Origin of the sequence: Ancylobacter sp. WKF20 (genome assembly GCF_029760895.1) — a bacterium.
Classification (GTDB): Bacteria; Pseudomonadota; Alphaproteobacteria; order Rhizobiales; family Xanthobacteraceae; genus Ancylobacter.
Map to the genome: position 1 here is coordinate 444,563 of NZ_CP121679.1, position 12,404 is coordinate 456,966.

General features: G+C 67.8%; 9 protein-coding genes. 7 read left to right on the forward strand and 2 right to left on the reverse strand.

Annotated elements, in window-relative coordinates:
* Positions 1-48 precede the first annotated feature (48 nt).
* Positions 49-1,482, reverse strand: coding sequence for a DHA2 family efflux MFS transporter permease subunit (locus AncyloWKF20_RS02035; RefSeq protein WP_279316308.1), 1,434 nt, complete (start codon positions 1,480-1,482; stop codon positions 49-51).
* Between the two features lie 368 nt (positions 1,483-1,850).
* Here AncyloWKF20_RS02035 and guaB point away from each other — a divergent pair, with 368 nt between their 5' ends.
* Genes guaB through guaA form a run of 4 tightly spaced genes read left to right on the forward strand, consistent with a single transcriptional unit; the run spans position 1,851 to position 6,771 of the window.
* A complete protein-coding gene (gene guaB / locus AncyloWKF20_RS02040; RefSeq protein WP_267583115.1) occupies positions 1,851-3,341 on the forward strand; it encodes an IMP dehydrogenase in 1,491 nt (496 codons plus the stop codon).
* Positions 3,342-3,385: 44 nt separating this feature from the next.
* The gene (locus tag AncyloWKF20_RS02045) at positions 3,386-3,817 is read left to right on the forward strand and encodes an MAPEG family protein (protein ID WP_279316309.1); all 432 of its coding nucleotides are present in this window, start codon (positions 3,386-3,388) and stop codon (positions 3,815-3,817) included.
* Positions 3,818-3,827: 10 nt separating this feature from the next.
* Positions 3,828-5,153: an RsmB/NOP family class I SAM-dependent RNA methyltransferase gene (locus tag AncyloWKF20_RS02050; RefSeq protein ID WP_279316310.1), complete on the forward strand. Its 1,326-nt coding sequence runs from the start codon at positions 3,828-3,830 to the stop codon at positions 5,151-5,153.
* A gap of 46 nt (positions 5,154-5,199) precedes the next feature.
* Positions 5,200-6,771, forward strand: a complete 1,572-nt coding sequence (gene guaA / locus AncyloWKF20_RS02055) for a glutamine-hydrolyzing GMP synthase (protein ID WP_279316311.1) — start codon at positions 5,200-5,202, stop codon at positions 6,769-6,771.
* A 348-nt stretch (positions 6,772-7,119) separates the two neighbouring features.
* Here guaA and AncyloWKF20_RS02060 read toward each other — a convergent pair whose 3' ends face one another.
* On the reverse strand, positions 7,120-7,263 hold the full coding sequence (locus tag AncyloWKF20_RS02060) for a hypothetical protein (protein ID WP_279316312.1): 144 nt from the start codon (positions 7,261-7,263) through the stop codon (positions 7,120-7,122).
* 233 nt (positions 7,264-7,496) lie between these two features.
* Here AncyloWKF20_RS02060 and AncyloWKF20_RS02065 point away from each other — a divergent pair, with 233 nt between their 5' ends.
* From AncyloWKF20_RS02065 to cydB, 3 genes are read left to right on the forward strand one after another with little or no spacing between them, the layout of a single operon-like run.
* The gene (locus tag AncyloWKF20_RS02065; RefSeq protein WP_279316313.1) at positions 7,497-9,797 is read left to right on the forward strand and encodes an FdhF/YdeP family oxidoreductase; all 2,301 of its coding nucleotides are present in this window, start codon (positions 7,497-7,499) and stop codon (positions 9,795-9,797) included.
* 4 nt (positions 9,798-9,801) lie between these two features.
* On the forward strand, positions 9,802-11,241 hold the full coding sequence (locus tag AncyloWKF20_RS02070; RefSeq protein WP_279316314.1) for a cytochrome ubiquinol oxidase subunit I: 1,440 nt from the start codon (positions 9,802-9,804) through the stop codon (positions 11,239-11,241).
* Between the two features lie 3 nt (positions 11,242-11,244).
* A complete protein-coding gene (cydB, locus tag AncyloWKF20_RS02075; RefSeq protein WP_279316315.1) occupies positions 11,245-12,279 on the forward strand; it encodes a cytochrome d ubiquinol oxidase subunit II in 1,035 nt (344 codons plus the stop codon).
* The last annotated feature ends 125 nt before the right edge of the window (positions 12,280-12,404 follow it).

The following is a 12,404-nucleotide window of genomic DNA, read 5'->3' on the forward strand; positions in this document are numbered from 1 at the left end:
ATCCTGGCGGTAGAGCGCCAGACTAGCCGCACCGCGCCGACAAATCCCTCACCCCGCGCTGCCCATCTCGCCGGGCGGCTCGGGCATCCGCGCGGGCTTGACCTTGCGCTGGGCGAGTTCGGCGCCGGCATTGGCGGGCAGGCGGATGAAGAAGAACACGGAGCACACGGCGATGCCGGCCACCACCAGGAAGGCGACGCTGAAATCGTCGAGGGTGAGGTGCATCCGCCCGTGAAAGGCGCGCATGGCGTCGATCACCAGCGCGGCGACCGCGACGCCGGTGGAGATCGCCACCTGCTGGGCGACGCTGGCGAAGCTGGTCGCCCGGCTCATCGCCTCGGTCGGCACGTCGGCATAGGAGAGGGCGTTGGTGCTGGTGAATTGCAGCGAGCGGAAGAAGCCGCCGAGCAGCAGCGCCCCCATCAGGACGAGATGCGGCGTCGATGGGGTGAAGGCCGCCGCTACGGCGATGAAGGCCGAGGCGATGAAGCAGTTGACGATCAGCACCCGGCGGAAGCCGAAGGCGCGGATGATCGGCGCGGCCGAGAACTTCATCGTCATCGCCCCCGCCGCCGAGACGAAGGTGATGAGCCCGGAGGCGAAGGGCGACAGGCCGAAGCCGAGCTGAAGCACCAGCGGCAGCAGGAAAGGCATCGCCCCGATGCCGATGCGGAACAGCGAGGCGCCGACCACGCCGGCGAAGAAGGTGGGGATGCGCAACAGTTTCAGGTCGAGGATCGGCCGCTCGGTGCGGCGGGCATGGCGGATGTAGAACGCCATCGCCACCGCCCCGACGAGAATGACCGCGAGCGCGATGCGCGGCTCCACCGCGTGCTGGCCGAGCAGGGCGAAGCCGAAGACGAGGCCGGCGAGGCCGACGCCGGAGAGCATCATGCCCCGGAAATCGAAGGGCGGCACATCCTCCTCGCGAATGTCGGGGATGAAGCGCGAGGCCAGCGCGACGCCGACAATACCGATGGGGATGTTGAGGAAGAAGATGTAGCGCCAGTCGAAATAGGTGGTGATGAAGCCACCGAGTGGCGGGCCGAACACTGGCCCGAGCAGCGCCGGCACGGTGAGCCAGGCGAGCGCGGAAACCAGCTCCTCCTTCGGCACGGTGCGCAAGATGACGAGCCGCCCCACCGGCACCATCATCGCCCCGCCGAGCCCCTGGATGATGCGGTAGATCACGAAATCCGGCAGCGACTGCGCGAGCCCGCAGAGCAGCGAGCCGATGGTGAAGACGATGATCGCCGCGCGAAAGACGGTGCGCGAGCCGAATCGGTCGGCGAACCAGCCGCTCGCCGGGATGAACACGGCGAGGCTGAGCAGATAGGAGGTCAGGGCGAGCTTGAGCGCGATCGGGTCTTCGTTGAGATCTTTCGCGATGGCCGGCAGCGAGGTGGCGAGCACCGTCGAATCAAGCTGTTCCATGAACAGGGCGCAGGCGACGATCAGCGGGACGAGACGTTCGGGGCGCACGGGGAATCCGATCAGGCGGGGCCGAAACTCAAGGTCGTGGACTCAAGGTCGTGAACTCAAGGCGTTGGGGCCATATATCGCCCGCGACGCGCCGCGGCGAGGGCTCACGGCGCGTCATCGGGCCATCACGATAGGGTGACAGGGAAAAGCCGTGCAGACCGCCTGTTTCGCCGCCCGGTCCACAAGGCCACGGTCACGCGGGGCGGCATTGCACGGCGCACAGAGCAAGTGCCTAGGAAAGCGGTGCGGCCCATGGTATGAGCCCGCGCCAACTCGTCAGAGAGCGGCGCCCATCCCGCTCCCTTCGATTTTTCATCCATAGGGCCGACGCGCTGCCCCGCGTCGGGCACCCAACACGGGAGTTGGCGATGTCGGTTTTCGACGGCCTCGCGCGGGAAGCGCTTACGTTTGACGATGTGCTGCTGAAGCCGGGTCTGTCCGATGTCATGCCCGGACAGGTGGACATCCGCTCCCGCGTCACCCGCTCCATCTCGCTCAACATCCCGATCCTGTCCTCGGCCATGGACACGGTGACCGAGTGGCGCCTCGCCATCGCCATGGCGCAGGCCGGCGGTCTCGGTGTCATCCACCGCAACCTCGAGCCCGAGGTGCAGGCCGAGCATGTGCGCCTCGTGAAGAAGTACGAGAGCGGCATGGTGGTGAACCCGGTCACCATCCATCCCGACCAGCCGCTGGCCGACGCGCTGGCGCTCATGAAGAACCACAGCATCTCCGGCATTCCGGTGGTCGAGCGCGGCCCGAACGGGCGCGGCGGCAAGCTGGTGGGCATCCTCACCAACCGCGATGTGCGCTTCGCCACCAATCCCGACCAGCCCATCGCCGAACTGATGACCAAGGAACGGCTGATCACCGTGCGCGAGGGCGTCGAGCAGGCCGAAGCCAAGCGCCTCTTGCACACGCACCGCATCGAGAAGCTGCTGGTGGTGGACGATGAAGGCCGCTGCGTCGGTCTCATCACCGTCAAGGACATGGAAAAGGCCGTCACCAACCCCAACGCCTGCAAGGACGAGCAGGGTCGCCTGCGCGTCGCCGCCGCCACCACGGTGGGCGAGGACGGCTTCCGCCGCGCCGAGCTGCTGGTCGAGGCGGGCGTCGATCTGGTGGTGGTCGACACCGCGCACGGCCATTCGCGCAAGGTGCTGGACCAGGTGAGCCGCATCAAGCAGCTCTCCAACAAGGTGCAGATCCTCGCCGGCAATGTCGCCACGGGCGAGGGCACCCAGGCGCTGATCGACGCGGGCGCGGATGCGGTCAAGGTCGGCATCGGGCCGGGCTCGATCTGCACCACCCGCATCGTCGCCGGCGTCGGCGTGCCCCAGCTCACCGCCATCCTCGACGCGGTGGAAGTCGGTCGCAAGAACGACACGCCGGTGATCGCCGATGGCGGCATCAAGTTCTCGGGCGATCTCGCCAAGGCGCTCGCCGCCGGCGCGGAATGCGCCATGATCGGCTCGCTGCTGGCCGGCACGGATGAGAGCCCGGGCGAGGTCTACCTCTATCAGGGCCGGTCCTATAAGTCGTATCGCGGCATGGGCTCGGTGGGCGCCATGGCGCGCGGCTCCGCCGACCGCTACTTCCAGGCCGAGGTGAAGGACACGCTGAAGCTCGTGCCGGAAGGCATTGAGGGGCAGGTGCCCTATAAGGGCCCGGTCGGCGGCGTGCTGCACCAGCTCGCCGGCGGCCTGCGCGCCGCCATGGGCTATGTCGGCGGCGGCACGCTGGAGGAGTTCCGCTCCAAGGCGAAGTTCGTCCGCATCTCCGGCGCCAGCCTGCGCGAGAGCCACGTGCATGACGTGATCATCACCCGGGAGAGCCCGAACTACCCGTCGGGGGCGTGAGCCCTCCCGGAGCGTTCGCGCCCCGCTGAGAGAGAGTGCCGCGCGTGAGCGTCCAGGCCATCCTTCTGCCGGTCTTCGTGCAGATCGCGCTCACCTTCGCCGTGCTATTCCGCCTCGGAACGGTTCGGCTGCGGGCGGTGCGGGCCGGCAGCGTGGCGCGCGAGCGCGTGATGATCGACGACAGTGGCTGGCCGGCCGAGGTGCGGCAGGCCAGCAACTGTTTTCGCAACCAGTTCGAGCTGCCCGTGCTGTTCTACGCGCTGGTGGCTCTTGCCCTCATTACCCGGCAGGCCGATGGCGTGTTCGTCGTCCTCGCCTGGGTGTTCGTCCTCTCCCGCATCGTTCATGCGGTGGTACATGTCACCACCAATGAGCTGCGCTGGCGCTTTCCGTCCTACATGGTCGGAGTCGTGGTGCTGGCGGCGATGTGGATCCTTTTCGCGCTGGCGATCCTGATCGCGCCCGCGCTGCCCTGACGGAGACCGCATGACACCGGCTGCCCGGCTATCCGCCGCTATCGAGGTGATCGGCACCATTCTGGCCGAACGCCGCCCGGCCGCCGACGTGCTGAAGGACTGGGGCCGCGCCCACCGCTTCGCCGGTTCCGGCGACCGCGCCGCGTTGTCCTCCCTCGTCTACGACGCGCTGCGCCGGCGCGCCTCCAGCGCCTATCTGATGGGCGAGACGCTGGGCGAGGAGACGCCGCGCGGCGTCGCGCTCGGCATGATGAAGCTCGGCCGTGGGCTCGATGTCGAGGCCATCAGCGCGCTGTGCGACGGCGCGCGCTTTGCCCCCGCGCCGCTGACCGAGGCCGAGCGTGCGCGCCTCACGGAAGCCACGCTGGACGACGCGCCGGCCTTCGTCCGCGGCGACTACCCGGAATGGCTGGATGCTTCTTTGGAGGCGGTGTTCGGCGAGGCACGTGACGCGGAAGGCGCGGCGCTGGCCGACCGCGCGCCGCTGGACCTGCGCGTCAACTCGCTCAAGGGCACCATCGACAAGGCGCAGCAGCAGGTCGCCCACCTCAATCCGGTGCCCGGCCCATGGTCGCCGCTCACCCTGCGCATCGCGCTGGAGGCGGACGGCAAGGCGCCCCCGCTCACCGCTGAGCCGGCCTATATCAAGGGCCTCGTCGAGATTCAGGACGAGGGCTCGCAGATCGCCGCTATCCTCGCCGCCCCGCCGCGTGGCGGGCAGGTGCTGGACCTGTGCGCCGGCGGTGGCGGCAAGACGCTGGAACTCGCCGCGCTGATGGACAATGCCGGCCAGCTCTACGCCTATGACGACGATCTGCGCCGCCTCGCGCCGATCCATGAGCGCATCCAGCGCGCTGGCATCCACAATGTGCAGGTCCGCTCGCCCAAGGGACGCGGACCGGAGCGCGGCGACGTGCTGGCCGATCTTGTCGGCCGCATGGACCTCGTCCTCGTCGACGCGCCCTGCACCGGCACCGGCACCTGGCGCCGCAACCCCGACGCCAAATGGCGGATGCGGCCGGGCGCGCTGGCCGAGCGCATCAAGGAGCAGGCGGAAATCCTCGACGCCGCCGCCCCCTTCGTGAAGCCGGGCGGGCGGCTCGCCTACGTCACCTGCTCGCTGCTGGATGAAGAGAACATCGCGCAGATCCGCGCCTTTACCGCGCGCCACCCGGCCTTCCGCGTCATCCCGCCGGCCGAGAGCGTGCTCGCTTTGGGCGAGCGCGGCCTTGCTCTGGCGGGGGCGGCGCTGATGCGGCCGGAAGGCATTCTGCTGACGCCGCGCCGCACCGGAACCGACGGTTTCTTCGTCAGCATCATGGTGCGCGACGCCTGAGCCGGATATGAACCCACGATTGCCGAACGAGCTGATAGAGACCGACATGAGCCAGACCGAGACGACGCCCGAGCACGACACGATCCTCATCATCGACTTCGGTTCGCAGGTCACCCAGCTCATCGCCCGCCGCGTGCGCGAGGAGGGGGTCTATTCCGAGATCGTGCCCTTCCAGAGCGCGGCGGAAGCCTTCACCCGCGTGAAGCCGAAGGGCATCATCTTCTCCGGCGGCCCGGCCTCGGTGCTCGATGAGAACAGCCCACGCGCGCCGCAGGAAGCCTTCGAGGCCGGCGTGCCGATCTTCGCCATCTGCTACGGCCAGCAGACCTGCGCCGTGCAGCTCGGCGGCACGGTGGAAGGCGGCCATGCCGCCGAATTCGGCCGCGCCGAGGTGAAGGTGCAGAAGCCCAGCGCGCTCTATGAGGGCGTGTGGGAGGTCGGCGGCTCCTATCCCGTATGGATGAGCCATGGCGACCGCGTGACGAAGCTGCCCGAGGGCTTCGAGGTCGTCGCCACCTCCGAGAACGCGCCCTGCGCGGTGGCGGTCAATGAAGAGCGCCGCATCTACACCACCATGTTCCACCCGGAAGTGATGCACACGCCGAACGGCGCCGCGCTCATCCGCAACTTCGTGCGCAAGATCTCCGGCGCCCGCGCCGACTGGAGCATGAAGGCGTTCCGCGAGGAGGCCATCCGCCGCATCCGCGAGCAGGTGGGCGAGGGACGGGTGATCTGCGGCCTGTCGGGCGGCGTGGACTCGTCCGTCGCGGCGGTGCTGATCCACGAGGCGATCGGCGACCAGCTCACCTGCGTCTTCGTCGATCACGGCCTGTTGCGCCTCGGTGAGGCCGAGAAGGTCGTCACCCTGTTCCGCGACGCCTACAACATCCCGCTGGTGCATGTGGACGCTTCCGAGATGTTCCTCGGCGCGCTGGAAGGCGTGACCGACCCGGAAGTGAAGCGCAAGACGATCGGCAAGCTGTTCATCGACGTGTTCGAGGACGAGGCCAAGAAGATCGGTGGCGCCGGCTTCCTGGCCCAGGGCACGCTCTACCCGGACGTGATCGAGAGCGTGAGCTTCTCCGGTGGCCCGTCGGTGACCATCAAGAGCCACCACAATGTTGGCGGCCTGCCCGCGCGCATGAACATGCAGCTGGTCGAGCCGCTGCGCGAATTGTTCAAGGACGAGGTACGCGCGCTCGGCCGCGAACTCGGCCTGCCCGACATCTTCGTCGGCCGCCACCCCTTCCCGGGGCCGGGCCTCGCCATTCGCTGCCCCGGCGAGATCACCCGCGAGAAACTCGACATCCTGCGTCTCGCTGACGAGATCTACCTCGAAGAGATCCGCCGCCACGGCCTCTATGAGGAGATCTGGCAGGCCTTCGCCGTGATCCTGCCGGTGAAGACCGTCGGCGTGATGGGCGACTACCGCACCTATGACTATGTGGTCGGCCTGCGCGCCGTGACCTCGGTCGATGGCATGACGGCGGATTTCTACCCCTTCGACATGGCCTTCCTCGGCCGCGTCGCCACCCGCATCGTCAACGAGGTCAAGGGCGTCAACCGCGTGGTCTACGACGTAACCTCCAAGCCGCCGGGGACCATCGAGTGGGAGTGAACTAGGGTGGTTTCAGACCATCCCGCCATAGCGGGATCCGCACCAGCGCTATCGTCGCGTTGAGCCGCGCAAGCGCGCGCTGTCTCCATCGGACGTCCGCGCGGTCCTGGCAGCTCAGGATCACGTGGCGGCGGCGCCCACGCTGCGCTTAGCGGTGACGTTTTTGCTGCTGACCTGTCACAGATCGCCCCATCGACATCGCGATAGGCGACAACCGGTGCGCCGATGTCCATGCCGGCCATCGACACTTCGCCCGCTTCGAAGCGCAAGTCTCCCTGACTATCGCGGATCAGCTTGATCAGGTTGCGGATCAGCGCCTGCCGCGGCCCAAGGCGTGCGGGCGGGAGGTCAGACGCCGCCCCCGAAGTTCTCGTGGAACATCCGGCTTTCGCCAACGAGGCGGAACTTGGTGATGCCGCTGTAAGGCGGGCCGGCGAGGATCTGTTCGCCGCCCATCAAGGCGAGAGGAAACGCGGTGGCGGGATCGGCCAACGCGTCGTCCAACATGATGATGGCCGCTATTCACACCAAGGAGGCGTGTGAATAAATCGGACCGGTCCGCCGGTAATACGTATGTGTGCCGCTGATATATCGGCGGATCATTTATCCGGAGGTGAGCCTCGACCCTAATGGCGTCGGGGCTGCCTGCCGATCTTCCAACGTGTGGCAACTCCCGGCCGGCTCCTCGCCCGGCCGCTCTCCGAAGCCCGCGACAGGAGACCGGTATGGCTACCGTCAAGACCATTCGCCCCTATCACGAACCCGCCGGCGGCTGGGGGGCGCTGAAGGCCATGGGCACGGCGCTGCTGGAGCAGCATGTCGCTGTCTCCGGCATGGCGACGCTGTCGCGCATGAACCAGCCCGGCGGCTTCGATTGCCCGGGCTGCGGCTGGGCCGACCCGAAGAACCCCTCGCCCTTCGAATATTGTGAGAATGGCGGAAAGGCGGTCGCGTGGGAGGCGACCACCAAGCGCTGCACGCCCGATTTCTTCGCCAGCTTCACCGTCAGCGAGCTGGAAGCCTTCACTGACTTCGAGCTGGAAATGCAGGGCCGGCTGACCCACCCGCTGCGCTATGAGGCGCGCACGGATCGGTATGTGCCGGTGAGCTGGGAGGACGCGTTCGCGCTGGTCGGACGGCATCTCAACGCCCTGCCAAACCCGAACATGGCCGAGTTCTACACCTCGGGCCGCGCCTCGAACGAGGCGGCGTTTCTCTACCAGCTCTTCGCCCGCGCGTTCGGCACCAACAATTTCCCCGACTGCTCGAACATGTGCCACGAGGCGACGAGCGTCGGCCTGCCGCAATCTATCGGCGTCGGCAAGGGGACGGTTCTGCTGGAGGATTTCGACAAGGCCGACGCCATTCTGATCTTCGGCCAGAACCCCGGTACCAACTCCCCGCGCATGATGACGGAGCTGCGCAACGCCTCGCGCCGGGGCGCGACCATTCTCTCCTTCAACCCGTTCCGCGAGCGGGCGCTGGAGCGCTTCCAGGCGCCGCAGAACCCGGTGGAGATGGCGACGCTGACCTCGACGCCGATCTCGTCGCGGGTCTTTCAGGTGAAGGTCGGCGGCGACGTCGCCGTGCTCAAGGGCATGATGAAGTACCTGATCGATGCCGACCGGCTGGCGCGTACCGCCAACACGGCCCCGGTGCTCGACTGGGACTTCATCCACGGGCACAGCGTCGGCGTCGATGACCTGATCGCCGATCTCGACGCCACCTCCTGGGACGACATCACCCGCCGGAGCGGCCTTACCCGCGCGGAGATCGAGAGCGCGGGCGCCGCCTATGCGAAGGCCGAGCGCGCCATCCTCGTCTATGGCATGGGCATCACCCAGCATCGCCACGGCACGCACAACGTCCAGCAGATCGCCAACCTCGCTTTGCTGCGCGGCAATGTCGGGCGCGAGGGCACCGGCATCTGCCCGGTGCGCGGCCATTCCAATGTGCAGGGCGACCGCACGGTCGGCATCACGGAAATCCCCTCGGCGGAGTTCCTTGACCGGCTGGAAGCGCGCTACGGCTTCGCCCCGCCCCGCGCGCCCGGCCATAATGTGGTGACGGCGCTCGAAGCGATGCTGCGCGGCGAGGTCCGGGTGTTCATCGGCCTCGGCGGCAATTTCGCCGCCGCCATTCCCGACTGGCAGCGCACGCAGGAGGCGATGCGCCGGCTCGACCTCACCGTCCACATCGCCACCAAGCTGAACCGCAGCCACCTCTTCCATGGCCGCGACGCGCTGATCCTGCCCTGCCTCGGCCGTACCGAGCGCGATCTGCAGGCGGGCGGACCGCAGGTGGTGACGGTTGAGGACTCCATGTCGATGGTTCACGCCTCCTCCGGCCACAATCCGCCCGCGTCGGAGCATCTCAAGAGCGAGCCGGCCATCATCGCCGGCATGGCGCGGGCGACGCTGGGCGGCGGATCACGGATCGGCTGGGAAAAGCTGATCGGCGACTACGCGCTGATCCGCGAGGAGATCGAGGCGATCTTCCCGATCTTTCAGGGCTACAACGCCCGGATCGAGCTGCCCGGCGGCTTTCATCTCACCTCGCTGGCGCGCGAGCGCGTCTGGGCGACGCCGGCCGGCAAGGCGACCTTCCTCGTCTGCGAGGGGCTCTGCGAAGACCCGGCGATCGGCGAGGCGGATGCGCTGTGGCTGACCACGGTGCGCAGCCACGACCAGTACAACACGACGCTCTATTCCACGTCCGACCGCTACCGCGGGGTCTATGGTCAGCGCGATGTGCTGTTCCTCAACCGCGACGAGATCACCCGGCGCGGCCTCGCCGATGGCGACCGCGTGGATATCGCAACCGTGGCGACCGACGGCCTGACGCGTTTGGTCAGCGGTTTCCGCATCGTTGCCTACGATTTTCCGGATGGCAGTTGCGCCGCCTACTACCCGGAGACCAATCCGCTCGTCCCCCTCTACGCCCATGACCCGCAGAGCTTCACCCCGTCCTCCAAGGGCGTGCCGGTGCGGATCGTGAAGTCCACACTCCAGCCGGGAGCGCAGTGATCCCATGGATGCCGTAGCCCTCGCCCGCCTGCAATTCGCCTTCACCGTCGGGTTCCACATCCTGTGGCCGACCATGACCATCGGCCTCGCCTGGTTCGTCACCTGGCTGAGCGTGCTGTGGTGGCGCACCGGCAAGCCCGTGTACCGTCAGCTCATGCGCTTCTGGATGCGCATCTTCGCCCTCGGCTTCGGCATGGGCGTGGTGACCGGCATCGTGCTGAGTTACGAGATCGGCACCAACTGGGCCGGCTTCTCGCGCTCGGCGTCCAATGTGCTCGGGCCGCTGTTCCTCTACGAGACGCTGACCGCCTTTTTCCTCGAAGCCGGCTTCATCGGCATCATGCTGTTCGGCGAGGGGCGGGTCTCCAGGGGCGCGCATGTGTTCGCCGCCGTCATGGTGTCGGTCGGCGCCCTGTTCAGCGCCACCTGGATCATCGCCGCCAATAGCTGGATGCAGACGCCCGCCGGCACCGTCGCCGACGCGCAGGGCATCCACCATGTGGTGAGCTGGTGGGACGTGATCTTCACCGCCTCCTTCCCCTACCGGCTGGCGCATATGGTCTGCGCGAGCTTCCTCACCGTCTCCTTCGTCGTGGCCGGCGTCTCGGCGTTCCACCTCTGGCGCCGCCAGCACATCGCCGCGTCGCGTACCGCCTTCTCCATGGCGCTGTGGATGGCCCTCATCCTCGCGCCGACCCAGATCGTGCTCGGCGACCTGCATGGCCGCAACACGCTGGAGCACCAGCCGACCAAGCTCGCCGCCATGGAAGGTCTGTGGGAGACCACAAAGGGGCCGGCGATGACCGTGATCGCCTGGCCGGACATGGCGGCGCAGACCAACCTCTACGCCATCGACATCCCCCACCTCGCCAGCCTCTATCTCACCCATAGCTGGGATGGCGAGGTGCAGGGCCTGAAGGCCGTGCCCCCGGCCGACCAGCCCAACGTGCCGGTCGTGTTCTTCGCCTTCCGCATCATGGCCGGCATCGGCATGGTGCTGCTCGCCACCGCGATCACCGGCCTCGTGCTGCGGCTGCGGCGCCGGCTGTTCGACACGCGCTGGTTCCAGCTTGTCGTCATGGCCACCACGCCGCTCGGCTTCATCGCGGTGATCGCCGGCTGGACCGTGACCGAGGCCGGGCGCCAGCCCTGGCTGATCTATGGCGAACTGCGCACGGCGGACGCGGTGGCGCCTGTTGCCGCCGGGGCGGTGGGCGCGAGCCTCATCGGCTTCTTCCTGCTCTACAACCTGCTGCTGCTCGCCTTCCTGTGGTTTGCCGGTCGCGCCGCTCTTGCCGGGCCTGCCGACCTGCCGGTGCCGGTCCACGAGCATCCCGGTCTCGACGGCACCAATGTCGGCGGACGACGCGCGGCGTTGCCCACCTCATCCTCTGCCCCTCACGCGCCGGCCACGCCGCGCGACACGCAAGCCGTGGGAGCCTGAGCCATGACCGCCCTGTTTCTGACCGACCACGCCGCCCTGATCTTCGCCGCTCTCGCCGTGTTCTGCGTCGTGGTCTATGTGCTTGCCGACGGCCTCGATCTCGGTGTCGGCATCCTCTTCCTCGCCGCACCGCGCGATGCCGACCGCGACGTGATGATGGCCAGCATCGAACCGGTGTGGGACGGCAACGAGACCTGGCTGGTGGCGGGCGGCACGCTGCTGCTCGCGGCGTTTCCGGCCGGCTACTACATCCTGCTGCCGGCCTTCTATCTGCCGATCGTGACCATGCTGTTTGCGCTGATCCTGCGCGGCGTTGCCTTCGGCTTCCGCCTGCAGGCGACGCGTTTCAGGATCGTCTGGGACAGCGCCTTCTTCGCGGGCTCGGCCCTCGCCGCACTTTGCCAGGGGCTGATCCTGGGCGGCCTGATCGACGGCGTGCCGGTTCAGAACGGCATGTTCGCGGGCGGTCCCTTCAGCTTCCTCTCGCTATTGGGACTGATGTGCGGCGTCGGCCTCATCGGCGGTTACGCGCTGATCGGCGCCGGCTGGCTCATCCTGAAGACGCAGGGGCCCACGCAGGTCTTTGCCCGCGAGATCGCCCACGCGGCGCTGATCCTTGTCGCGGCGATGATGCTGGTCGTCAGTGCCTGGAGCGCCTGGAGCGTGCCGGAGGTGGCCGCGCGCTGGTTCGCCTGGCCGAACCTCGCTTTTCTCGCCCCGGTGCCGCTGGTGACGATCGCGGTTATCCTCGCCATCTGGCGCGGCATCTGGATCGGTGCGGAGATCCGGACCTTCGTTCTGTCCCTGCTTCTCTTCGCACTCGGCCTCATCGGCCTGGTGGTGAGCCTGTGGCCCTACGTGGTGCCACGCGCTGTGACCGTGTGGGATGGCATTGCCGACCCGCAATCCCTCGCCTTCATCAGCATCGGCCTCGCCGTGGTGCTGCCGATCGTGCTGGCCTACCAAGCCCACGCCTATTGGGTGTTCCGGGGCAAGACCGCGCACGACGCCGGGGCTTATGGCGGAAACGGTGGCTGAAGGATCGCCACCACCCTCCGTCGCCAGAAGTACAAGCTGATGGGCCGCTTCCCCGAACTCGACGCCGGACTTTTCGCCCGGCGTCGGGTAGCATCGGCACGGCGGTCGAGGCGATCAAGCTCGGG